Source organism: Leptospira andrefontaineae, assembly GCF_004770105.1.
Lineage (GTDB): Bacteria > Spirochaetota > Leptospiria > Leptospirales > Leptospiraceae > Leptospira_B > Leptospira_B andrefontaineae.
In genome coordinates this window covers 391,387-415,141 of sequence record NZ_RQEY01000018.1, presented here as the reverse complement: position 1 = coordinate 415,141, position 23,755 = coordinate 391,387, and the positions used below count along the sequence as shown (strand labels likewise).

The 23,755-nt window shown below is 40.6% G+C and carries 16 protein-coding genes and 1 tRNA gene; 9 read left to right on the top strand and 8 right to left on the bottom strand.

The genetic code is table 11. The features are described 5' to 3' along the window. The first annotated feature begins 42 nt into the window (after nucleotides 1–42). From EHO65_RS13585 to EHO65_RS13570, 4 genes are read left to right on the top strand one after another with little or no spacing between them, the layout of a single operon-like run. Nucleotides 43–2,919, top strand: a complete 2,877-nt coding sequence (locus tag EHO65_RS13585; RefSeq protein ID WP_244243530.1) for a methyl-accepting chemotaxis protein — start codon at nucleotides 43–45, stop codon at nucleotides 2,917–2,919. Nucleotides 2,920–2,928: 9 nt separating this feature from the next. Beyond that, entirely contained in the window at nucleotides 2,929–3,438 is a 510-nt protein-coding gene (locus EHO65_RS13580) for a chemotaxis protein CheW (protein WP_135775130.1), read from the top strand. Beyond that, nucleotides 3,435–3,935 carry a chemotaxis protein CheD gene (locus tag EHO65_RS13575; protein ID WP_208744084.1) on the top strand — a complete coding sequence of 167 codons (501 nt, stop codon included), beginning with the start codon at nucleotides 3,435–3,437 and terminating at the stop codon, nucleotides 3,933–3,935. Before EHO65_RS13580 ends, EHO65_RS13575 begins: the two co-directional genes overlap by 4 nt. A 3-nt stretch (nucleotides 3,936–3,938) precedes the next feature. Then, nucleotides 3,939–4,967, top strand: coding sequence for a protein-glutamate methylesterase/protein-glutamine glutaminase (locus tag EHO65_RS13570; protein ID WP_135775128.1), 1,029 nt, complete (start codon nucleotides 3,939–3,941; stop codon nucleotides 4,965–4,967). A gap of 27 nt (nucleotides 4,968–4,994) precedes the next feature. Here EHO65_RS13570 and EHO65_RS13565 read toward each other — a convergent pair whose 3' ends face one another. From EHO65_RS13565 to EHO65_RS13545, 5 genes are all read right to left on the bottom strand, one after another. Beyond that, nucleotides 4,995–7,736 carry an ATP-binding protein gene (locus EHO65_RS13565; protein WP_135775127.1) on the bottom strand — a complete coding sequence of 914 codons (2,742 nt, stop codon included), beginning with the start codon at nucleotides 7,734–7,736 and terminating at the stop codon, nucleotides 4,995–4,997. A 6-nt stretch (nucleotides 7,737–7,742) separates the two neighbouring features. Continuing rightward, nucleotides 7,743–9,395, bottom strand: coding sequence for an acyl-CoA carboxylase subunit beta (locus tag EHO65_RS13560; RefSeq protein ID WP_135775126.1), 1,653 nt, complete (start codon nucleotides 9,393–9,395; stop codon nucleotides 7,743–7,745). A gap of 65 nt (nucleotides 9,396–9,460) precedes the next feature. Then, on the bottom strand, nucleotides 9,461–9,790 hold the full coding sequence (locus tag EHO65_RS13555; protein ID WP_100766667.1) for an STAS domain-containing protein: 330 nt from the start codon (nucleotides 9,788–9,790) through the stop codon (nucleotides 9,461–9,463). A 13-nt stretch (nucleotides 9,791–9,803) separates the two neighbouring features. Continuing rightward, entirely contained in the window at nucleotides 9,804–12,485 is a 2,682-nt protein-coding gene (locus EHO65_RS13550) for a SpoIIE family protein phosphatase (protein ID WP_425269349.1), read from the bottom strand. Between the two features lie 96 nt (nucleotides 12,486–12,581). Next, entirely contained in the window at nucleotides 12,582–12,887 is a 306-nt protein-coding gene (locus tag EHO65_RS13545) for a hypothetical protein (RefSeq protein WP_086448752.1), read from the bottom strand. 62 nt (nucleotides 12,888–12,949) lie between these two features. Between EHO65_RS13545 and EHO65_RS13540 the strand changes: the two genes are divergently transcribed. The 4 genes from EHO65_RS13540 to EHO65_RS13525 all read left to right on the top strand — a co-directional run bounded on the left by EHO65_RS13540 (nucleotide 12,950) and on the right by EHO65_RS13525 (nucleotide 17,715). Beyond that, nucleotides 12,950–13,022 (top strand) — tRNA-Ala (locus EHO65_RS13540). 109 nt (nucleotides 13,023–13,131) lie between these two features. Continuing rightward, a complete protein-coding gene (locus EHO65_RS13535; protein ID WP_244243529.1) occupies nucleotides 13,132–13,764 on the top strand; it encodes a hypothetical protein in 633 nt (210 codons plus the stop codon). 4 nt (nucleotides 13,765–13,768) lie between these two features. Beyond that, nucleotides 13,769–14,299: a peptide deformylase gene (gene def, locus EHO65_RS13530; RefSeq protein ID WP_135775123.1), complete on the top strand. Its 531-nt coding sequence runs from the start codon at nucleotides 13,769–13,771 to the stop codon at nucleotides 14,297–14,299. Nucleotides 14,300–14,337: 38 nt separating this feature from the next. Next, complete coding sequence (locus EHO65_RS13525; RefSeq protein WP_135775122.1) at nucleotides 14,338–17,715, top strand: efflux RND transporter permease subunit; 3,378 nt, start codon at nucleotides 14,338–14,340, stop codon at nucleotides 17,713–17,715. Between the two features lie 23 nt (nucleotides 17,716–17,738). Here EHO65_RS13525 and EHO65_RS13520 read toward each other — a convergent pair whose 3' ends face one another. Both EHO65_RS13520 and tyrS read right to left on the bottom strand, forming a co-directional pair. Next, on the bottom strand, nucleotides 17,739–18,938 hold the full coding sequence (locus EHO65_RS13520; RefSeq protein ID WP_135775121.1) for a polysaccharide deacetylase family protein: 1,200 nt from the start codon (nucleotides 18,936–18,938) through the stop codon (nucleotides 17,739–17,741). Between the two features lie 13 nt (nucleotides 18,939–18,951). Further along, a complete protein-coding gene (gene tyrS, locus EHO65_RS13515; protein ID WP_135775120.1) occupies nucleotides 18,952–20,169 on the bottom strand; it encodes a tyrosine--tRNA ligase in 1,218 nt (405 codons plus the stop codon). A 62-nt stretch (nucleotides 20,170–20,231) separates the two neighbouring features. Between tyrS and EHO65_RS13510 the strand changes: the two genes are divergently transcribed. After that, a complete protein-coding gene (locus EHO65_RS13510) occupies nucleotides 20,232–21,839 on the top strand; it encodes a glycerol-3-phosphate dehydrogenase/oxidase (RefSeq protein ID WP_135775119.1) in 1,608 nt (535 codons plus the stop codon). A gap of 143 nt (nucleotides 21,840–21,982) precedes the next feature. Here the strand turns inward: EHO65_RS13510 and rpoD are convergent, their stop codons facing one another. Then, complete coding sequence (gene rpoD, locus EHO65_RS13505; protein ID WP_086448759.1) at nucleotides 21,983–23,749, bottom strand: RNA polymerase sigma factor RpoD; 1,767 nt, start codon at nucleotides 23,747–23,749, stop codon at nucleotides 21,983–21,985. Nucleotides 23,750–23,755: the final 6 nt, after the last annotated feature.

Here is a 23,755-nt window from a genome sequence, read left to right as displayed (position 1 = left end):
TATAATAACAAAGGAAATAATTAATTTATAAAGGTAAATTTTATGGGACAGGGTAAATTAAAATTAAGCGTACTTGTTTGGTCTTTATTGTTAGGAATAGTTCTTACATTCGGATCAGCAGGTTGGAGTTATTTGTATGATCATGGATTCGAATCTGGATCCTCAGGTAAAAATTCGGTCTCCTCTGAAACGATACATTCAGAACTAAAGGATTATGAATCCGGACTGTATTCATTATTTATTCCCGGTTTAAGCAAAGAATCTATTTCTTCTCGATTGGAAAATCTAAAAACAATCCAAAGTTCTCTTTCAACTGATCTAAAAGGATTTTCATCCGAATTGAAGGATCCGAATGATTTGCAACAATTACAAAAGGATTTGGAAGCATTACAAGAAAGTATTCTGGCTGCAAAAGGTATTTTGGGGATTCAAGCAAAAGATGCTAGAGAAAATTTCCTAAATCTGGTTTCTGAAAATTCACTTCCTAAATTAGAAAAATTAAAATCCGATTGGGAAAAGAATAAGTCTTCTCTTTCTGTTCCTGTCCAGAAAGAAGCCCCTGTATATTATCATTTCCTGTTCGCTATATTTGGGACCCTTCTCTTGCCTGCTCTTGTGATTTACCTAAAACCTTTCTCTTCCGGAAGTATTGTTAGTACTGGAAGTTTTGATTCTGAGGAATTCATTCGGATCAAGACTGCTTTGGACAATGTGACTACAAATATCATGATGGCGGACCAAAATTTAAAGGTCACTTACATGAACAAGTCCATCCGCAAGATGTTCGGAAATGCTGAAGAAGATATTAAAAAACAACTTAGCCAATTCAGAATGGAGTCTTTAATGGGTTCTAATATTGATAGCTATCATAAGAACCCTGCCCACCAACGGAATATCCTAAAAGATCTGAACCAAACATTCCGTTCTAATATTGATATTGGTGGAAGAAGTTTCGATCTGATTGCGAATCCAATCCTAACAGAATCCGGAGATAGACTAGGCGCGGTGGTAGAATGGGCAGATGTTACCGAACAAAAGAAATTATTGGAGGTCCGACGCCAAGAGAATGAGGAGCTAACTCGTATCAAAGTTGCCTTGGATAATACGAGCACAAACATCATGATTGCTGATACCCATCTGAATATCAAATATATGAACAAAGCAATCGTGAAGATGTTTGAGATTGGTGAAACTGATATTAGAAAACAACTTACCAACTTCCATTTAAACAAACTGCTTGGATCGAATATAGATTCTTATCATAAAAATCCTGCTCACCAAAGAGGAATACTCGCTTCCTTTACGAATACTTTCAAATCAAGTATAGAAATCGGAGGAAGAAGTTTCGACCTAATTGCGAATCCGATTCTCACTGACAATGGAGATAGATTAGGAGCAGTAGTAGAATGGTCTGATGTGACCGAGCAGAAAAAAGTCGCAGCAGCTCGCAAATTGGAAAATGACGAATTAACACGTATCAAGGTTGCGTTAGATAATGCATCTACCAACGTGATGATCGCTGATAACGATTTTAATATCAAGTATATGAATAAGGCAGTATACAAGATGTTCCAAAACAGCGAAGGAGATATTAGAAAACAATTAGCATCTTTCAATTTGCAAAGTTTACTTGGAACTAATATCGATACTTTCCATAAAAACCCTGCCCATCAAAGAAACCTTGTAGGTAATTTGAATACCACCTATGAATCTTCGATCGTGATCAGTGGCAGAACATTTAATCTAATCGCAAATCCTATCTTAAGTTCAGAAGGACAAAGATTAGGAGCAGTAGTAGAATGGTCTGATATCACAACTGAACTTGCTGTTCAAAAAGAAATCGAAGAGATAGTAGGTGCCGCGGCAAAAGGTGATTTCAAAACTAGGGTAAGATTAGAAGGAAAAGAAGGTTTCTTTAGAAGTTTGGGAGAAGGTATCAATTCTTTCTTACAGGTTAGTGAAACCGGACTTACAGAGGTCGTAGATGCTCTTGAAAGATTAGCGAATGGAGATCTTACTTCTAAGATAGAGAATGAATACTTCGGAACATTCGGAAAATTGAAAGAGTATGGAAATACTACAGTAGATAAACTGAATGAGATCATGGGAGATATCGTCATGAAAGCAGGAAGTTTGGTTGGGTCAGCCGGAGAAGTTTCTTCTACCGCAAATTCACTTAGCCAAGGTGCGTCCGAACAAGCTGCTTCCGTGGAACAGACTACTTCTTCTTTGGAAGAAATGACAGCCTCTATCGATCAAAACGCAAGCAATTCCAAACAGACAGAACAGATCGCAAGCCAGTCTTCTAAAGATGCAGAAGATGGGGGTAAATCGGTAACTGAAACTGTAGCTGCAATGAAACAGATTGCAGAAAAAATTTCAATCATCGAGGATATTGCTTATCAAACGAACCTACTCGCTCTGAACGCAGCAATTGAAGCCGCAAGAGCGGGAGAACATGGAAGAGGATTTGCTGTAGTAGCATCCGAGGTTAGGAAGTTAGCAGAAAGAAGCCAAAAATCAGCAAATGAGATTTCAGGACTTGCTGTGTCTTCAGTGGCGATCGCAGAAAAAGCAGGCAAACTCATTAACGAGATTGTTCCGAATATTAGAAAAACTGCAGATTTAGTGCAGGAGATCACAGCTTCTAGTGAAGAACAGGCTTCGGGTGTAGTTGAGATCAATAAAGCTATGGGACAGTTGGATCAGGTTTCTCAGCAGAATGCTTCTGCTTCCGAGGAGTTAGCTGCGATTGCGGAAGAGATGAATAGCCAAGCGGAATCCTTAAGAGAATCCGTCTTATTCTTCCGATTAAGCAAGGAATCTCAGGGAAGGGAAACAACAGGGAACGGAGCCAAAAGTTTAGCAGCTGTTAGAACCGTAAGTATTCCAGATAAACCTAAATTTGAAAAATACTGAGGTGTGATCGTGAGCACTTTCGAGGACAATCAGTATTTAACTTTCAAGATCGGAGAGGAAACGTTCGGAATAGGACTTCTGAACGTAAAAGAAATTTTGGAATACACTCATGTGACTACAGTTCCCATGATGCCCACTTTTATTCCAGGGGTAATCAATCTAAGAGGAAATGTGGTCCCAGTTTTGGATGTATGCGATAAGTTTTTCAGAAAGAAACATTCTCCGGACAAAAGAACCTGTATAGTGATCGTAGAAGTTCCTGAATCAATAAATGGAGCCAGGATGGACATAGGTCTTATCGTAGAAGCAGTATATGAAGTATTGAGTATTCCTTCTTCTGAAATTGAACCTCCTCCTACATTTGGCTCCAGGATACGCGTGGATTTTCTAGCAGGTATGGCAAGACAAGCCAGTGGGTTTATTCTTTTACTCAACCTTCTCCGCTTATTGACTGTAGAAGAATTGACCGCATTGGAGGAAACCAAGGAAGAAGCGGCTAACGTAGTTCCTGCGGGTTGAAGATGGAACCGGATATTGTTCGGGACATTTTTCTACAGCCGGGAGGTTTTTATTGGGGGGAGAATGGAACGAGGATCCGCACTCTCTTAGGCTCCTGCGTTGCATTATGTTTTTGGCATCCTAATTCAAAGGTGGGAGGAATGGCTCATATCATGCTTCCTAAAAGACCTTCCAATGTCCAAGATCCTCATCCAAAGTATGCTGACGATGCCTTGGAATCTTTCCTAAAACAATTTCAGAAATTGGGAGAAAGACCGGGAAGATTCGTATGCAAAATTTTTGGCGGAGCTTCTATGTTTTCTCCGGAAGAAGATAAATTGGAAGAAGTGAAAAAGATTATAGAAATCGGCGAAAAGAATGTCGAGTCGGTCCTAGATTTGGTCCGTAAAGCGAATATTGATTTAACCGCTTCCAATACCGGAGGTAAATTCCATCGAAAAATATATTTCTCCCTTTGGGACGGAGAAGTGTATATGGAAAATCCTAAAAATCAGTAAAACATGATATACGTATATATTATAGACGATTCCGCAGTAGTCCGATCCGTACTCAAACAAGTCCTGGAAATGAATACGGATATTAAAGTGATCGGTTCCTCTCCCGACCCGGTATTCGCTTTGGAAAAACTGGGAAAATCTGAAAGATGGCCCGACGTAATTGTTCTGGATATTGAAATGCCTAGAATGGATGGGATTAGCTTTTTAAAAAAGATCATGCATACCCACCCTACTCCAGTTTTAATCTGTTCCTCTCTCGCGGAAGAATCATCAGAAACAGCTTGGGTTGCTTTGAAAGAAGGTGCGGTAGGAATTGTAACTAAGCCTAAAATCGGTTTAAAGGATTTTTTAGAAGATTCAGCAATTTATTTAGGAGAATGTATTCGCTCGGCATCCATTTCAAAACTGAAACATCAAATTTTAGCTCCTTCTCCCAAAACGAACGGACTTGATTTTACAAAAATTGCAACTACTGATAGGATCGTGGCGATCGGGACTTCTACCGGTGGAACGATAGCGCTCGAGGATATTCTTACTTCCCTTCCTGCAAATAGTCCTGGTATAGTGATCGTGCAACATATGCCTGAAAAATTTACGGAAGCATTTGCAAATCGTCTAGATAAGATCTGCAAAATTACCGTAAGGGAAGCAAAAGACGGAGATCGAATACAAGAAGGGATAGCGCTCATTGCTCCAGGAAATAAACATATGGAAGTAGTAGGAAGTGGAGCTCAATTTATTGTAAGGATCACGGATGGACCACTCGTAAATCGTCATAGACCTTCGGTTGATGTATTATTTCACTCGGTTGCAAAACATGTGGGACGTAATGCAAAAGCGTTTTTGCTAACCGGTATGGGAGCAGATGGGGCAGCAGGACTTTTAGAGATCAGACAAGCAGGCGGAAGGACAATAGCTCAAGATGAGGCAAGCTCTGTTGTATTTGGAATGCCAAGAGAGGCGATAGAGAGAGGAGCTGCGGAAAAAATTCTTTCCTTAGAAGATGTTCCTGCCGAGATTCTCGCCAGCTAATTCAGACGAGAATCTCAGAGGTTTGTGTTAAAGAAGAGAGAAAGTTACCTTATTCTTTCTATCTTGGATCTCTTCTGGAGTTTCGATCTTAACGACCTCGTCCGGAACGATCTTGAAGATAGTTTGTCCTTTTTGGATGATCTTTCCATCACTGTCTGTCAGGATCACATCTTTGATGGTTCCTGAGAATGGAGCAGTGATCTTATTGAACATCTTCATTACTTCCACGATGAATAAAGGTTGGCCCGCTTTGAAATGTTCACCTTCTTTTACCATAGGAGGAAGATCAGGAGCTTCCTTGGAATAGAACATTCCACCCATTGGAGAAACGATCTCGTCAGAACTTGCCTTAGGAGCAGGTGCTAAAAATTTAATGAATGCGTCTCTTGTGTCGGCTTTCTTAAATTCTTCAGGGATTACCGGCTCTAAGTTCTCATCTACGCCCAGTTTATAAAAACCGGATTTGTTTCCAAGGTTAGGAATAATTTTAAGCAATTCTAATCCGATTTGGAATCCTTTATGAGAAGAAATAGCGTTTGTCCAAACAGCAGCATCCACACCCGCAGGAGCTTTTCCAGCAAATACAGAATCCCAATCCGCTGAATCGGCTTTTTTGCCGGTCAGTTTTTCTAGTTCTTTATAAAATGCTAATGCAGATTGTAAAACTTGTTGGTCATGGTCCCAGATCTGTTCGGAAGGAGATTGATGTAATTCGCCCTCCATATGCAGATAATAATAAAGGTCTGAAAGAATATGGATCGGGTTTCGGACCCAAACTACTTGGTCTTTTTCGATCTTCCAGGAAACATTTTCATGATAACCTAAGAATCCTGCTAGAACGTGAGCGTCTGCAAGTAATTCTCCCAAAGGTCTTGTGATCAATGTAAGTTTGCGAGAAAGAACCTTCTTCCCCTCTGCCGGAGCATTAGAAAGAACTTTTGTCCAAGCAACTTCGAGATCTATATCCTTGCCTAGGCTTTCGAGAGCACCCACTGCGGCAAGATAGGAGATCATAAATGCTGTAGAAGGTTTAAATAAAGGATCTTTTCCTAAGATCCAATGGATCAGACCGTAATGAACAAGTAAGTTCGTTTGTAGATCCTGACCTCTAAGCTCTGTCTTTCTTAGGATATTTCCAAGTTTACGAAGATTATCTTCTCTGCTGGTTCCATAAGTGATCAAAAGTGCTATGTTTGAATCATAAGCACCAGCTACTTTATAATGTACGAATAGATCAGTATCCGGATTTCTAACTGAAATTCCTTGGTCGTCTCTAATCTCTTCAGGTAAAGGTTTGGACCAACTTAAAATAATCCCACCTGCATGTGGTTGGATGGCTTTATTAGTAGCGTTGATACGAACTTCTGCCCCGGAAATATTTCTAACGATACGTTCCGGCTTAGGAAGTCTTTTACCGTGAAGAGCAATAAGTGCCATTGCCTCGATTAAACTATCTACGATAAAAAATTCGGATTTGTTTTCAGGATTGGTGAACTTCAAGGAGTAAACCATCTCGGTAACTCTATGCTCTACCTGGATCCTGGTGTTCATCTCCATGAAGAAGTGGTTGGTTCCTTCTACAATCAACTCGAAAGTGGAAACACTATTTAGAGCGACTGCTTGTCCGAATCTTTCGGATTGTTCTTCCATTTCTTTCAGAACTTGAAGGTCTGCCTTCATGATCTCCGCTTTTTTAGGAGAGGTTTTTTCCAAAACTGCGATCTCGTTTTGTAGAAGTTCCTGAGTAAGGGAGATTTCCAGAAGTTTCTGCTCGTGCATCTGAACGGAACAGTCCCTTCCACCTAAAGCCAAACACCATTCTCCGTTTCCGATCAACTGGATCTCATTGTGTCTGGTCTTTTCGATATTTAATTCTATCAAAAAGTTTCTATTAGAACCTGGAGCAGTTACTTTAGATTCTGATAATATTTCCTGTACTGCGGTTTTGACTTCTTCCGGTTTGGAAACTACCCTTTGGCCTTTTCCACCGCCACCGCCAACGTATTTGAAACGAATACGATTACTTGGGTATTTTTTCCAGATCTCTGCAGTTTCAATCTCTGCCTGAGCCTGTAATTCAGGAATAGTTACTAATTCTACGATCTTTTCGTAACCGGCATATAATAATGCTTCTGCGTTTTCTTCCAAAGAGATGGAAGAATTATAAGTGTAGTTTAGACCTTTTTCTTTTGCAAGAGCAGTTAACGCCTTTTCATCTTTTGCTTTTTTGAGAAGACAAGTTGCGGAGATTGTATCCACACCCGGGGTCACGGAAACATTCAGTTTTCGAGCGAGTTTTTTTGCCTCGTCTTTAGAACCTGCTTGGTGAGCCACATGGGAAGAAGGTCCCATGAATGTAATTCCGCTCTCTTCGATTGCCTCGATGAACTCGGAATCTTCTGCCATAAATCCGTAACCGGCAAAGATATGAGTGTATCCGTTATCTTTTGCGATTTGGATGATTTGTTTAATTCTTGATGCTTTTTCTTCTGCACCTGCTCCCATATAATCAGGAACTCGGTGGATATTAGAAGGAAATCTAAAATCTCTTAGTTCCGGAGCCAGTGCCATTGAATAAACTACTGAATCTTTTTCAGAAAGTAAAATACCGTATTCTCTGATCCCGATCTGGTCGAAAATTTCCATTGCCTCTTTTCGAACTGGTCCTCGGCAAACGATCAAACATTTGATCGTCTCTAAGGAAAAAGAATGGATCCAAGGAGAAGTAGATTCGCGAAATGTAATGCGCCGATTTTGGTAGTCGATCATCTGTGTTTACTCGAATTCCCTTTGAGGTCCGGACATCGGTCCAGGTTTGTAGTGTCGGATTAAATAATCTAAATTTTTGAATAGGATGTTTCTGGTAGTTCCCGGAAGAACGATCCTGGAAACGGATCCTAAAGATAACGCTTCCTTAGGGTTCATTAGATCTTTCTCATATTTCTGAGATAGAAGTTGCAGTTTTTTGTCCCTGGTCGCAGCGGCGTCCTTTTCAGACACACCATTCTTCAGATTTTCCTTATATTCTTTTTGGATGGCGGTGATCTCGTCTTTGTAAACGTAATCCTTACCTGCAGGTCCCATTACTGCAATCCTTGCTGTAGGAAGTGCAAATACCATGTCCGCACCTGTATGGTAGGAGTTGAAACTTGCGTAAGCTCCACCGAATGCGTTTCTGATAATGAGTGTTAATCTTGGAGTGCGAATATCGATGATCGAATCCAGAAGTTTTCTTCCTTCTAAAACGATACCGTTTTGTTCCTGCTCTTTTCCAGGCAAGAATCCAGTGGTATCTTCTAAGAAGATTAAAGGAATATTATAAACGTTACAGAAACGAATAAATCTTGTTCCTTTTCTTGCGGCACCGATATCGATCTGACCGGAAGAAACTGCAGAGTTATTCGCAACAAATCCTACCACATGTCCGCCCAATCTACCGAAAGCGGTGACTAAGTTTCTGGATCTTTGAGGCTGGATCTCGAAGTATTGCCCATGATCACAAATATTCTGGATATATAATGTGATATCGAAAGGTGTATTCATCCCTGTAGGAGAATTGAATGTCTTTTTGAATAAGATCTCTTCTTCGTAGATGAATCTATCTGTAGGATCAGAAGTTGGATGGAAAGGTGCAGCACTTGAACTATTATCAGGAAGATAAGATAGAAGTCTGAGTGCCGTTCTTAAGGCTCCCAACTCATCATTAGTGACTAAGTCAACTACCCCGCTCTGTCCGTGGACTTTTGGTCCTCCCAGATCGTCAGCGCTTATATCTTCACCTAAAACCGATTTAACAACTCCGGGTCCCGTCAGACCGAAGAATGTATTCTCCGGTTGGATCATGAAGGAACCTTGTCTTGGAAGATATGCTCCACCACCCGCGTTAAATCCAAACATAAGCATTAAGCTTGGGACCACGCCGCTGATCTTTCTGAGTGCTGTAAATGCTTCGGAATATCCGTCGAGACCACCCACTCCAGCAGGAACATATGCACCTGCAGAGTCATTCATTCCGATCAGAGGAATACCGTGCTCGCCAGCCATATAGATAAGTCTTGCGAGTTTGTTTCCGTTCGTAGCATCCATGGACCCCGCTCTGAGAGTGAAGTCATGTCCGTAAATCGCTACGTCCCTTCCGTTAATATTTAAAATACCTGTAATTAAGGAAGCCCCATCTAAATTTTTTCCCCAGTTTTGGTAGAGAATATTGGGTTCTGAATTGGTAAGGACTTTGATTCTTTCCCAAACAGTCATTCTTCCTTTAGAATGTTGTACTAGGATCCTATCCGTTCCTCCACCTTGTAGAGGTTTCTCCAATAACTCTTTGCCCATTGCATTGGCATCGTCGTAAATACTGGAAACGGGTTGAGATTCCGATGGACCAGAAGATTGAAACGGATTATTTATAGAGTACGCTTGTTCCGACATACGGTACACAGTTTTTAAAGAAAGGCCAGGGAGGAAAGCCAAAAACCGTGGTTTGGTAAAAGGAATTATTGGAGGCTAGAATCTACCGTATCATAGATCTTAAAAAGGGAATCCATATCTATGATCTCGAAAACCTTACGAACTGCTGGACGTAAAGCCGCAAGTTTGAGTTGGATCTCTCTTTCCTTACAAACTCTTAAAGAACCTACGATTACTCTTAAACCTGCGGAAGAAACGAACTCTACGTTGGACATATCCAAGACGATATTGGACTCTGTTGCCTTTCGGATATGATCCATGAACGCCTGTTCTATCCTATGGGTATTATGAACGTCCATATTCCCAATCAGATGGATCACTCTAGAGTTCCCTTTTATTTCTACCGTCAGTTCCATTTTGCCCCCATCGTCAGCGGAAAAATTTTTGGAGAGTGAGTATGTTTCTTCCCTCTTCCATTTTATAATCCACCACGTCCATCAATGTCTCTATCAGATACACACCGAATCCGCCTTTTCTTTTTCCGGTGAGGTTTTCCTCTATGGACGGGTCTTTCACATTCGTTCTGTCGAATCCTTTTCCGGAATCAGTCAGCACGATCGTGATAGAATCTTCAGTGAACCGAATTTTACAATCGAATTTCGGATTTCTGAGCAGAGTATCTTTATAACCGTGCATTACGATATTCGTAGCTGCCTCGTCTCCCGCCAAAAGAATATCATCTCTTAAGAAGTCAGGCAGATTTCTGACTTTGATAGCATCATAAATAAATTCTCGGAAGATCGGAATTTGACCGGTATTCGCATCGAAAGTCCTGAAAAATTGGAAATCATTATTGTACTTCAATAGGAGTACAGTGAAATCGTCGAAAGGTTCTTTTCCGGAGGAGAAGGAACGAATGGTAGCGTATAATTCTTCCACAATTTTTTGCGCAGGAAGATGTCTTCTGGATTTGATTTCCTCGATCATTCTTTCCAGACCGAATTCATTTCCTTGGGCATCTTTTTCTTCTACAGCTCCGTCGGTATATAGAACAAAAATATCTCCCGGCTTAACCGTAAAATTTCCACCCTTGTATTTTGCAGTCGGGATCACACCAAGTGGAGGTCCCTGCCCTTTTAATAATTCGTAAGAACCATCTTCTTTGATCCAGACCTGATCATTATGACCCGCAGACGCATATTCTATCGTAAACAAAGAAGGATTATAATGAATGAAGAATGCAGTTACGAACATTCCGAAATGAGAATCTTCGAAAATTAACTCATTTCCTTGTTTTAAAATTTCTTCCGGACTCAAGTCATGATTTCTGGCAAGAGTCCGAATGATAGAAGAACTCATAGCCATAAAAAGAGCTGCAGGCAAACTTTTTCCGGAAACATCCGCGATCAAAAATGAATACTGACCGTCACTGTATTGGTAATAATCGTAAAAATCTCCGGACACATCCTTAGCAGGAACCGAAAGAATTCCCAGATCAAAATTGGAATGAAATACTTTTTCAGACGGAAGAATATTCTGTTGGATCTTCCGAGTAATTTCCATCTCCTGTTGGATCGCTTTTTTTTCCAACATCTCATTTCTTAAACGGAAAGCTTCAAATCCCTTTGTGAACTGGGAAGCCATTGTTTGCAATAATCGGAAATCCGAATCCTGATAAGAAAGTTTATCCTTTCTATCCGCAACAGTCAAGGCCCCGTAAGGTTCTCCACTGGATAAGAATAATGGAACAATAATATAAGAACCTTTTAAATATCTTCTATCTAGCTCATGAGGGAATGGCTGGTCCAAAATATCCCTTTTTAATACAGGGAGACCTTCCTTTACACTGGATAAAACTTGGGTTCCGATGATTTCTTCTTCTAAAAACCTATCGATCTTTTCTGATTTTCCGTCAAAATAAGCGCAGTTAATAAAATTCTCTTTAGAAAGGCTGTATAAGAAGATCCCGGCAACACTTGCGTCCAACTCTCTGATGATCAATCGGATGGATTTTCGGACAAGTCCCAGTCTATTTGTAGAAAGACTAACCGCTTGGGATAGATCGAATAAGGATTCTAACTCGGAGACTTTTTTGCGGAGATCCTTGTTTGCATTCTCTAAGTTTTGAAGAAGTCCGGTTTTCTGTATAGCTAACGCAGAAGTTCCTGAAAAGCTTAAGAAAAGTTCAAGATCTTCTCCAGTAAACTTCTCTCTATCAACTGTGTTGATTGCTTCAATTACGCCGATTACTTCGTCGTTTGCAACTAAAGGAGCCGCCATAATATTTCGAGTAGTGAATTGAGAAGCCTTATCCACCTCTTTATAAACCCGATCATCATTCTGGGCGTCGTTGATGATCATTGGCTTACGCTCTCGAACTACAAGTCCCGCCACACCTTTTCCAACAGGGACCTGCATCTTTGTGACTGCTTCACTTTTTTCACCAAGAACCGTATGGAAATATAAATATTCCTTTGATTCATCTAAAAGAAGAACACTACACGCTTCCGTTCTGAATACAGTCTTAGAAGAAAGCATGATCGCTTCCAAAAGTTGAGAAAGATCTAAGGAGGAATTAATTAATCCGGAAACACGAATTACTTCCGTAAGTAAGAAGTCGAAACGTTCTGATTGTCTTTTAGCTTGTGCGGCCTCCAATACAAGCTGAGTTGTTGCCAGTAAGGAAAGTGTAACTAAGGAAGCATCTCCGGATACATGAGATTCTTTTAATAATCTTCCAACTGTCTTGCATGTAGTACGAAGAAGTTCAAAATCGGTTTTAGAAAAACGATCCGCAGTTGTTTTTCCCTGTAAAACTAAAACTGCATAACTTGCTCGATTTGCTTTTAGGCTGGAATCCAGATCGTCTACTTTCAATCGGACAACTAAAAGTGGATAACTACTCGGAGATTTTGCCCAGGGAGGAGTTTTACCCCTTTCTAAAAGTAGATCTTTTCCGGATTGTGAGAATGCCCAGTGTGCAGCTTCTATGAGTTCTCTTTCATTACGCCCGGATATCTGTCGTATATTAGCGGATTCCGTTGTGGAAAATATTCCGCCTAGATCTGCATGAGTGAGTCCAATCGCCTCTCTCAAAAAACTATCGAAGATAGAGGAGACCCCTAAACCTTCTTCTAAAAAGAAGGAACCGTCACTTCGACTTCTGAGTAGGGTCTCCTGTTTTTTTATCTGGGTCAAGGTCGGAAATTAGGATTGGAATTTTAGGGATTCTTCCCTTAATCTTTTATTAGCGTGTTCAAGTTCTTTGATACGATTCATTGCAGAAATCAATTCGTCTCTGGATAAGTTAGTCACGATTGAAGTGGCATCAAAAGCTTCTTTAACATCTTTTAATTCTTGTCCGGAGTATTGGATGATCGTTTCGTACATACGAATGATCTCATCCGCATTTTCCAATTCCTGCTCGTTCAATCTCAAAACTTTCTCATAACCTTTGATGATATCGTTTTGGATTTTTATTTTTTTCTGTAGTTCCTCGACGGAATCGCTCATCCGATTGCTCCTAAAATAATATATATTGACAGTGCACCCAAGGAGACCATATTGGAATCAGAGGGGATGTAGCTCAGTTGGGAGAGCATTTGAATGGCATTCAAAAGGTCGGGGGTTCGATTCCCCTCGTCTCCACACACCAACGCCGAACCTAATAGATAGTTTCCTTTCCTAATCACTGTCAAGACTAATGCGAGAGAATCATTGGACTTTTACGAGCCGGGGAAATCCCAAAAAAGACGAAGTGCTTTGGCTTCGGGACCCCTTACATTCTTTTGACCGATCTTTTAGCCCGGAACTTTCTTCCGAATATTATCTCACGGTAGCGGAAGGTCCTGAAAAATTCTCAGGATTTTCAAATGAAGATATTTTGGAATTTCTTGAGAAAAGAAAGAAGAAACAAATTCTAATTGCGGAAGGATTTTCAGCGAGACTGATCTGGCCACTTCTCACTCAACCTAACCCTAAAATACTTTCCGTATTTCTGATTTTCCCAAATCCTCTGCCGGTATCCGGATACTATAGTTCCATTTTAGAAAAAACGGATTGGTTTTTGCGGAATTTGACCCAGATCCCTAAGTTCTTTTTCGATCCATTCGGTTTAGAAAAGCTTTGGAATGGATTGGAGAAGGAGGATCTATATTCCCAAAAGGCAGAATGTCCTGTTGGTATACTTCTTCCTAGAACTGTTGGACCATTGGAAAGCCAAGCCGAAATATTACAGAACATTTCTGTCGGAACTTCGGTGTTTAGATGGGAAGCTCAAAATCCAAGATTTTTAGAACCGACCGCTGGAATGCTGTCTAAAATCCTAGAACCATTCCTAAAATCTGGTGGGCAAAAACCGGTGAAGGATAGCTCTAGGACAAGGTTCTGAAAAAATGTCAGTACGTAAAATTCTCAAAATCGGCGATCCACTTCTAAGAAAGACCAGTGAAACTGTACATCCGGACGAGCTGGGAACCAAAGAGTTCAAAAAATTGATCCGTGACATGTTCGATACAATGAGACATGCAGATGGAGTTGGACTTGCCGCTCCTCAGATCGGTATCATGAAGAAGATTGTGGTAGTCGGTTCCGACCCAGAGGATGACAGTCCATCAAGAGTTCCAGAAAGGATCCTAATCAATCCAGAGATCAAACCGATCACTGATTCAGTAGACGGTAACTGGGAAGGTTGTCTTTCCGTTCCGGGTATGAGGGGTTATGTAGAAAGACCCAATAAGATCCAAATGAAATGGATGGATGAAAAAGGAAACACTCACGAGGAAACAATCGAGGGATATTCTGCAATCGTATACCAGCATGAATGCGATCACCTAAACGGAGTTTTGTACGTAGATAGATTAAAGAGTACAAAAATGTTCGGGTTCAACGATTCCATGGAACTAAGCGGTCCTATACTGGACTAAAAAAACTTCTCCCCTAAACTCTTAAGCGGAATACACTTATGAAAAGTATCATCGAATATTTCCTCTCGAAAAGTATCTTCGTAAACCTACTCACAGTCCTGATCATTCTTGCCGGAAGTTTTCTTGCCGTTAAGATGAACAGAGAAGCCTTCCCAAATATCAACTTTGATATAGTTTCTATCTCCACTTTGTATCTGGGCGCTTCTCCGCAAGAGGTGGAAAAATTAGTCACGAATCCTCTCGAAAAAGCAATTAAGGAAGTGGATGGGATCAAAGAATATAGATCTGCTTCTATCGAAGGTAGATCCGGTATAGTGATCACATTGGATCCAGATACAAAGGATACCCAAAAGGTGGTGGATGATATTAAATCTGCCATAGACCGGGTAGAAGATCTTCCAGAAGAAGTTGAAGATCCGATCGTAACGGAGATTACAACTGCAAGAACCCCTGTTATCGAAGTTTCTATCACATTAAAAGAAGATGATGGATCGGTAGAAGCAGAGAAAAAACTTAGGGCCCAAGCAAAGATAGTTGAACAAGCACTTTTAGATATTTCAGGTGTTGCAAAGGTTTCTCGCAGAGGATGGAGAGAGACAGAAATGCAAGTGGATATCCTTCCAAATCGTCTATTCGGTTTCTATCTAACCGGTCAGGATGTGATAGGCGCATTAAGAAATCGTAACGTAAACGTTCCGGGTGGAAATATCACAGGTCTGGATAAGGAAATCATTCTTAGGACAATCGGGGAGTTTGACACTCCCGAAGAAATTTCTAAAGTTCATGTCAGAGGAAACGAGATAGGAAATGCGATCCGAATCCAAGATGTAGCAAGAGTTACTGAAGGTTTAAGAGAAGCGGACTATATTGAGAATGTAAACGGGACCAAAACTGTCGCGCTTACGGTTCTAAAAAGGCGGAGTGCGGATGCGATCAAGGTGGTGGACAACGTAAAATCCGCTGTAGAAAAATTCCGTCAAAATTCTCCTGAGTTCCAATATGCATTCGTAAACGATCTTTCTAAGTATATCCGACGCAGATTAAATGTTCTAATTTCTAATGCTGCTTTCGGGATGATCTTAGTCACAGGATCTCTTTTCTTCTTCTTAGGTTGGAGAGTGGCTCTTATGACCGCTCTCGGTATTCCTGTGTCATTCGGTGCAACATTTTTCATCATGGATCAGTTTGGACTGACCTTAAATCTGATCTCTATGTTCGGTCTAGTTTTGGTGGTCGGTATCCTTGTAGATGATGCGATCATTATCTGTGAGAACGTTTATCGATATATTGAAGAAGGGCTTCCTCCTTATGAGGCCACTTTAAAGGGAACTTTAGAAGTCGTTTCTCCAGTGACTGCAACTGTTACTACTACGATTGCCGCATTTGCTCCTCTTCTATTCATGCCTGGAATTTTCGGCAAGTTCGTATTTAGTATTCCTCTTGTGGTGATCATTGCGCTTTGTGCTTCTCTTGCGGAAGCATTCTTCATACTTCCAAACCACTTATATGATATCAATAAGGGTGGAGTAAAAGCTGGAGAGATCAAAGAAGAATCCGGATGGTTCTCTAAATTCAGGAATACTAAATATGTTCCTGCACTTAGATTCGCATTGAACAATCCATGGAAGATGACGATCGGGATCGTTTCCTTACTGATCGCAAGTTTTATCATTCAGGTATTATTTTCCAAATTTAAACTATTCCCAGGTTCCGTGGACCAGTTCTACGTAAAGGTTACTGCAAAAACGGGAGCAAGTTTGAATGAAACTTATCGATATTTAGAAGTAATCGAAAAAGAGATCGCAAAAGTCCCTCAGGAAGATTTGGAAAATTATGCGACTCGAGTGGGGATTATCCAAGCTAATCCGAATGATCCTTTTACCAAAAGGGGAAAACATTACGGAATGGTAATGGCTTATTTAACTGCGGAAGAGAACCGTAAAAAATGTCATAAGACAGACGATATCATCCAAAAACTCAGAAGAAAAACTCTTTGGTTACTCAACGAAACTTCTCGCAAAATAGAAGAAGAGAAAATCCAAAAAGAAGCAGCGGAAACCAAAAATCCTTGTGATATTCCCGAACCTGTTGTGATCCCAGAAGAATTTGAATCTCTTAGAGGGAAACTTACCACTTTAGAATATGAAAAAGTTTCTGGAGGCCCTCCTGTAGGAAAACCTGTTGCGATAGAGATCAGAGGAGATAATTATGATACTCTTCTAAAAATAGCGTCAGAATACAAAGGTGTATTACAAAGAGTATACGGAGTTACTGATATCGCTGACGACTTCAACGAAGGTAAAGATGAGGTCAGAATTAGGGTCAGCGAATCATTAGCTTCAACCGCCGGAGTCTCAGTATTTAGAGTTGCTCAAGCGATCAACACTGCATTCCAAGGAACTGTAGCAACTAAGATCAAAAGAACGGACGAAGAAGTAGAAGTAAAGGTCCGCTTTCCTGAATCTTACAGAAAGTCAGTAGATAGTTTGAACCATGTATATGTTTCCAATTCCATCGGCAAGATGATCCCAGTATCTAGGCTTGTGACAATGCAAAGACTTCCGGGTGTTTCCAATATCAATCACTTGGATGGAAAACGTCTCATAACTGTCTCTGCGAATCTTGCAGGTGGAAAACAAGCAAACTCAAGCCAAGCAAATGCTTTTGCAAAAAGAATAGCGGACGAAGAAAAGATCATAGATAAGTATCCTGGCTATATTGTCCGTTTCGGTGGTGAGAATAAAGATACGGAAGAATCCATGGGTTCCTTAGGATTTTTATTCTTAATGGCCTTACTCATTATGTATATCATCATCGCTTCTCAATTTGGATCTTTGATGCAACCACTCGTGATTGGAAGTGCTATCCCCTTCTCTTTTATTGGTGTGATCTTAGCATTTGTGAGTCACGGCGAATCTTTCGGATTCTTAGCAATGCTTGGGATTGTGGGCCTCGCAGGAGTTGTAGTAAACGACTCAATTGTACTTGTAGATTTTGCAAATACCTTACGTAGAGAAAATCCGAATAAGAACATTAAGGAAATCCTAATAGATACAGGAAATTTAAGGCTCAGGGCTGTGACCTTGACAACTGTAACTACAGTATTGGGACTTTTACCTACTGCATATGGTATCGGAGGATATGATCCGTTCCTAGTTCCAATGGCATTAGCATTCGGTTGGGGACTTGCATTTGCAAGTATCATCACACTTCTTATGGTGCCTGTGTTTTATCTTCATCTATACAATTTCCAGAATTGGTTCTCATTGAAAATAGAACAATTTCAAGCATGGTTAGATCGAGTTTTTAACAATAAAAAAAGATCGCATAGAGGAACTGTATATTTTCCAAGCTCTGAATTTTCAAGTGAGCCTGAACAGGTTTCATCTAATAATAAAGGTAAAAAGAAGAAGTAGATAAGTTAAAACGAAAAGCAGGATCAGTCCTGCTTTTCGTTCAACACTTCCGGAACGGTAGTAAATTTATAACCTTTGTTTAACATTGCTTGGATAAAATCAGGAAGAATATAGATCAGCTTTTCGGATTGTCTAGGTGAACCAAGGTGCATTAAAATAATAGCACCGTTCATCCCATTTTTGTCTGCCGCTTCCCAACGATATAAAAAGTCCAACATCTCTTCTTTGGTTTTATAATGAGGGTTCTGTACTAGTTTTGTTTTTCCGGTCCCAGGATCCTTTTTGGTTATATATTTCTTATAAACGAAGTCGGGAACATCTAGAGAACCTACAGTATTATTACTCCAGAAGATATGGTTTTCATAACCTTGTGTTGCATATACATCCAAAATGATCTGGTCCACCGCACCGTAAGGTAATCTATAATACTTGGTAAGAGTAAGCCCGGTAATTGTTTTAAATTTATCCTCTACGGAAGTTAATTCTTCTAAAAGAATATTAAAATCCGGGATCTCATCCGCCACATAACTTAGAAGTGCTCTTTTTCTGAGAGAAGGTTCTTTCAAACTTCTAGGTAAATTGAAATGACTCCAGGTATGGTTCCCGAAAACTACCCTTCCATCCAAAGCAGCTAATTTTTTGAGATAGACCAGATTTGTTTTGGAGAATAAAGATCCTCCTTTTTTAGCAGGATTCTCGTTTGAAACAAATAAGGTCACCTTGATCGGGAACCTCATCATAAATTCATAAAGTATTTGTAGATCTTCTCCGGTACCTAAATCGAATGTAAGAGAGATTTCCTTAAAATTTGGATTTCCCCTACTGATATTTTTACCGGTTCCCGGTTTAGGAATAACTGCTTGTAAAGAACCTAAGTTTTTATTAACTTCTTCACTTAAATCTCCATCAGGCACATCATCCAAGATAGAAGACTTGAAACGAAGTACTTCTTCTTCCCTTTGTTGTTCTTCTAATCTTAAACTTGTGATATCTTCCGAAAGAACAGAGATAACTTCGTTTTGTTTTTGGACAGTGTTTTGGAGAGAATCCAATCTTCTTGCTAAAGCAAAAACAGTGGTGATACTTAAGATCAGGAAAAAGAATACGGAAGAACCGATACGGATCTGACGAAATTTTTTTTCCAGGACCTCGGATTCTACTTCGTTGTCCTGGATTTCCTTAATCGTCTTGGAAAGTACTGTGGATTCTTCTTCGCTGAGCATGTTCTGATTTTGGTCAACTGACCAGACGGATGAATTTTCCTTTTTTGCCTTGGCGAATCAAGTATTCTGCGTTTTTACTTACAGTAAATTTTTCATCCGAAAGTTTCTCTTCGTCGACATAAATCCCCCCGGACTTGATGAGCCTTCTTGCCTCTGAGGTAGAAGGAACAAATCCCAGTTTGGCGAGGACCCAGATCAGCTGTGGGGTTTCGGATTCTTGGAAAAATTCGGGCCCTAATTTTGTTTCCGGAATATTCCCAGGAATGGCCCTTGCTTTCGGATTATGAACCTTATTCCATTCTTCAATCGCTTCCAAATTTGCATCGGAAGAAGAGAATTGGTCCATTATTAATTTCGCAAGTTCTGTTTTGACCTCTTTAGGGTGAAGTCCTCCGGATTCGATACCCTTTTTGCGCTCAGAAACGGATTCCATAGGAAGATCTGTAAGCAATTCGAAATAATTCCACATCAGTTCGTCTGAAATGGACATTAGTTTTCCGAACATATCTATCGGTTCTTCCGTAATCCCTACGTAATTTCCGAGGGACTTGGACATTTTTTTGACCCCGTCCAAACCAACGAGAAGTGGCAGAGTGATCACACATTGAGCCTCTTTTCCGTATTCTCTCTGTAATTCTCTACCGACAAGAAGGTTGAATTTTTGGTCCGTTCCTCCCAATTCCACGTCGGCCTCCATTTCTACGGAGTCGTAACCTTGGACGAGAGGGTATAAAAATTCTATGAGAGAGATGGGTTGTCCGCCCTTATAACGCTTACTGAAATCGTCCCTTTCTAAAATTTGGGCCACACTATATTTTGAGGTCAGCACCAGAACGTCTTCGAAATTCATCCCGGAACACCAACGGGAATTATAGACGATCTTAGTTTTCTCCTTATCCAAAACCTTGAAAACTTGGTTTTGGTAGGTTTCTGAGTTTTTCAAAACTTCTTCTTTAGAAAGTCTTTTTCTGGTTTCGGATTTTCCTGTAGGATCTCCGATCATCGCGGTAAAATCCCCCAGTAGGAAATTCACCTCATGACCCAAATCTTGGAAATGCCTTAATTTTCTAAGTAAAACGAAATGCCCCAGATGAAGGTCGGGAGCTGTCGGGTCGAAACCGGCTTTGATTTTTAAGGACTTTTTTTTAGTAAGTTTAGAGGTAAGTTCCTCTTCGCTGATCAGGTCGACTGTCCCACGTCGTATCAATTCGATTTGTTTTTTAGGTTCCATTTGGCTCTTTTATTGCAATTTCACCCGGCGAAATCAGCCTGTAAAGCAGGAAGACCTTGTACATGCAAAAACACGATCGCAAAAGCCGGTTTGAAAAATTAAAAGAAGAACAATTCGACCTCCTGATTTTGGGGGGCGGAGCCACTGGAGCTGGGGCAGCCCTGGACGCGAGCCTTCGCGGACTCAAAGTTGCACTTTTGGAAAAATCGGATTTTGCTTCCGGAACTTCTTCTCGTTCCACAAAACTAATACACGGAGGCGTCCGTTACCTCGCCCAATTCCATTTCAAACTAATACATGAGGCTCTCACCGAAAGACAAAGACTTTTGGAAAACGCACCTCACCTGGTCAAACCGCTTCCATTCATTCTTCCCACATACAAACTATACGAAAAACCGTATTATAGTATCGGAATGACTATGTACGATATCCTCGCTTGGAAAGGAAATCTACCTTCTCACAAAAGAGTTTCTAAGGAAGAAGTAGAAAAAGATTTTCCGGCTCTCCAAACCAAAGGCCTAACAGGCGGTATCTTATATTACGATTCTCAATTCAATGATGCCAGACTGAATGTAAACCTGGCACGTGCAGCATCCAAAGAAGGTGCTCTTGTACTGAACCAAACAGAACTTCTATCCTTCCAGAAGAAGGACGGCAAAATTATAGGTGGAAAAGTAAAAGATCTACTCAGCGGAGAAACTTATAATGTAAAAGCGAAAGTTGTAGTGAACGCAACTGGACCTTGGGTGGACGATATCCGTTTAAAGGACGATCCAAGAACATATCGTGTGCTTTCTCCAAGCCAGGGTATCCATTTGGTTTTCAAAAAAGAAACCATCCCTTGTAATACTGCACTCATCATTCCTAAAACAAAAGACGGACGAGTAGTATTCATTATTCCTTGGGAAGATCATGTCATCTTAGGGACCACTGACACACCTATACATGAAGTCAGCCAAGATCCACTTCCTTTGGAATCGGAGGTGGAATTCCTGCTACAAACAGGTTCCGAGTATTTAGCCTCACCACTGCAAAGAAAAGATATCATTTCAGTCTTCTCAGGGATCAGACCTCTCATCTCACCGGAAGGAAACCAAGACACGAAAAGTATTTCAAGAGAAGAAGTGATCTTAGTTTCTTCTTCCGGGCTGATCACTATGGGAGGAGGAAAATGGTCCACTTACAGAAAAATGTCAGAGGACCTGATCGACCGAGTCTTGAAGGAAGCTTCCTTAGAAGAATTCGGTCCAAGCAGAACTGCGAAATACGCTTTCCCAGGAAAAGTAGGATATTCAGAAAACTTATACAAAGAGATCCAGAAAATGTATAAGGTCAGCGAAACCTCCGCAAAACGCCTCCAAAACTTTTACGGCGGAGAAGTTTTCATCATCCTTGGCAAAAAACCAACCCCTCTCTTAAAAGGTGTAGAATATTTCCAAGAAGAAGTGGAATGGTTCGCAAAAGAAGAATTCGCACTCACTGTCACGGACGTTCTTGCAAGAAGATTCAGGATCCAATTCTTAGATCTGAAACTTTCAGCAAAACTAGCAACACCGGTTTCACAAATCTTAGCTAAACAATTAGGCTGGAAAGAAGCACAAAGAAAGGAAAAAGAATCAGAAGCACTCGAGCTTATTGAGTCACTCAGAAGCACCTACGACGGTAAATAAGGCAGAGACTTTCAAGAAACGCCGAGGTTTTTCACGCGAAGCCGCTAAGTTTAGAAGTGTATTTCAGAAAACTTGAAACAGTACCTTCTTTTCTTTGCGCCTTTGCGTGCAAAACTCCGAAATTCTTGAAAGAGGAACCGATCTTAATCGATATAATCTCTCAGTTTTTTAGAACGAGATGGGTGACGTAGTCTTCGAAGTGCTTTTGCTTCGATCTGACGGATCCTTTCCCTGGTTACCTTGAACTGATAACCAACCTCTTCCAAGGTTTGAGGATAACCATCATCCAGACCGAAACGCATACGGATTACTTTCTGTTCCCTTGCAGGAAGAGTATGAAGCACTTGTCTGATCTGTTCCGCTAAGATACTGGAAGCTGCAGAATTCACTGGAGATTCCACATCCTTGTCCTCGATAAAGTCTCCCAATTCCGAATCTTCTTCTGAACCAACTGGGATCTCGAGAGAGATCGGCTCTCTTGCAACGTTCTTAACTGCTTTTACTTTTTGAACAGGCCAGCCTAAACGTTCTGCAATTTCTTCATTGGAAGGATCACGACCGAATTCTTGAACGAATAAACGAGTTTCACGAATGACCTTGTTCACTTGTTCGATCATGTGAACCGGAACACGGATGGTTCTTGCTTGGTCGGAAATCGCACGGGTGATAGCTTGACGGATCCACCAAGTAGCATAAGTGGAGAATTTATATCCCTTCTTATACTCGAATTTGTCTACTGCCTTGATTAGACCGATGTTTCCTTCTTGGATCAAATCGAAGAAATGCATTCCTCGGTTTGCATAACGTTTTGCGATGGAAACCACAAGTCTTAGGTTTGCTTTTACAAGTTCCTTTTTGGCTTGAGCGATCTCTCTTTCACCTTTGATGATCTTTTCGCCCCAGTCTTTGATCTCTTGGACAGAAGAACCGGCTTCCTGTTCCATGCGGCGAAGTTTACGCTCATTATTACGGATATCTTTGATGACCTCGCGAACCTCGTCTATAGAGACTCCCATCATCTTTTCGATATCTTCTAACTTCTCATTCTTTTCGATGAAACGGTTGAATGCTTTGATATCCTTAACATCATAACCGTACTGAGCTTTGATCTTTAAGAAATGACGATCTATCTCCTTGATCCTAAAGACCATTGATTTGATCTTTTGGGAAATTTTCTGGATCTCTTTTTGAGAGACTCCTAATTCCCTTACGGCTGTATCTATGATACCTTTGGAGATATCTATTTTCTCTTTGAACTCTTTGAACTTTTTAGAGTTCTCCGAATATTTGCGGATCCTGGATTGAGCTTCTTGTAAAACTTTTTCCTGTTCTTGGATAACGGAGATGTTCTTGAAGAAAAGTTCTTCTAACTTCTTCGCTTCTTCCGCGTTCATCGCGTACATCTTGTCTACTCGAACAAGATCATACACCTTAGTCTTTTTACTGCGGATCTTAGGAAGAAGTTTGATGAAGTTCGCTCTAAGGATAGAAGAACCTAAGATTGTTTCTTCTATGATCTTCTCGCCTTTTTCTATTTTTTTAGCGAGGAATACTTCCGTTTCACCGGAGATCAAATTTACTTTTCCGATCTCTTTCAAATACAAACGGATCGGATCTTCGGAACCACCGGCAGAAGAAGCAGTCTCTTTCTTTTTGCGTGCAGGTTTTACCGGAAGAGCCGGATCGTCTTTAGGCAGGATAGAAGTAGCCGGCTCCAAAGATTTTCTAGTATATTCTTCTACGATCTCTATTCCCATTTCATGAAGAAGAGTGAATACATCGTCAATCTTCTCGGAGTTTAAGATCTTATCCGGAAGTATCTCATTGATCTCATCGTAGGAAATTTCGCTATTTGCTTTTCCTATCGCAATGATCTTCTGCACTTCCGGCATGCTTTGTAGATTTTCCATTCTGCG

Bases quoted from the DNA above. Each gene is read 5' to 3' on its own strand.
- EHO65_RS13585 (WP_244243530.1), top strand. From the start codon at position 43: ATGGGACAGGGTAAATTAAAATTAAGCGTACTTGTTTGGTCTTTATTG.
- EHO65_RS13570 (WP_135775128.1), top strand. From the start codon at position 3,939: ATGATATACGTATATATTATAGACGATTCCGCAGTAGTCCGATCCGTA.
- EHO65_RS13565 (WP_135775127.1), bottom strand. From the start codon at position 7,736: ATGATCGACTACCAAAATCGGCGCATTACATTTCGCGAATCTACTTCT.
- EHO65_RS13560 (WP_135775126.1), bottom strand. From the start codon at position 9,395: ATGTCGGAACAAGCGTACTCTATAAATAATCCGTTTCAATCTTCTGGT.
- EHO65_RS13555 (WP_100766667.1), bottom strand. From the start codon at position 9,790: ATGGAACTGACGGTAGAAATAAAAGGGAACTCTAGAGTGATCCATCTG.
- EHO65_RS13545 (WP_086448752.1), bottom strand. From the start codon at position 12,887: ATGAGCGATTCCGTCGAGGAACTACAGAAAAAAATAAAAATCCAAAAC.
- def (WP_135775123.1), top strand. From the start codon at position 13,769: ATGTCAGTACGTAAAATTCTCAAAATCGGCGATCCACTTCTAAGAAAG.
- EHO65_RS13525 (WP_135775122.1), top strand. From the start codon at position 14,338: ATGAAAAGTATCATCGAATATTTCCTCTCGAAAAGTATCTTCGTAAAC.
- EHO65_RS13520 (WP_135775121.1), bottom strand. From the start codon at position 18,938: ATGCTCAGCGAAGAAGAATCCACAGTACTTTCCAAGACGATTAAGGAA.
- tyrS (WP_135775120.1), bottom strand. From the start codon at position 20,169: ATGGAACCTAAAAAACAAATCGAATTGATACGACGTGGGACAGTCGAC.
- EHO65_RS13510 (WP_135775119.1), top strand. From the start codon at position 20,232: ATGCAAAAACACGATCGCAAAAGCCGGTTTGAAAAATTAAAAGAAGAA.
- rpoD (WP_086448759.1), bottom strand. From the start codon at position 23,749: ATGGAAAATCTACAAAGCATGCCGGAAGTGCAGAAGATCATTGCGATA.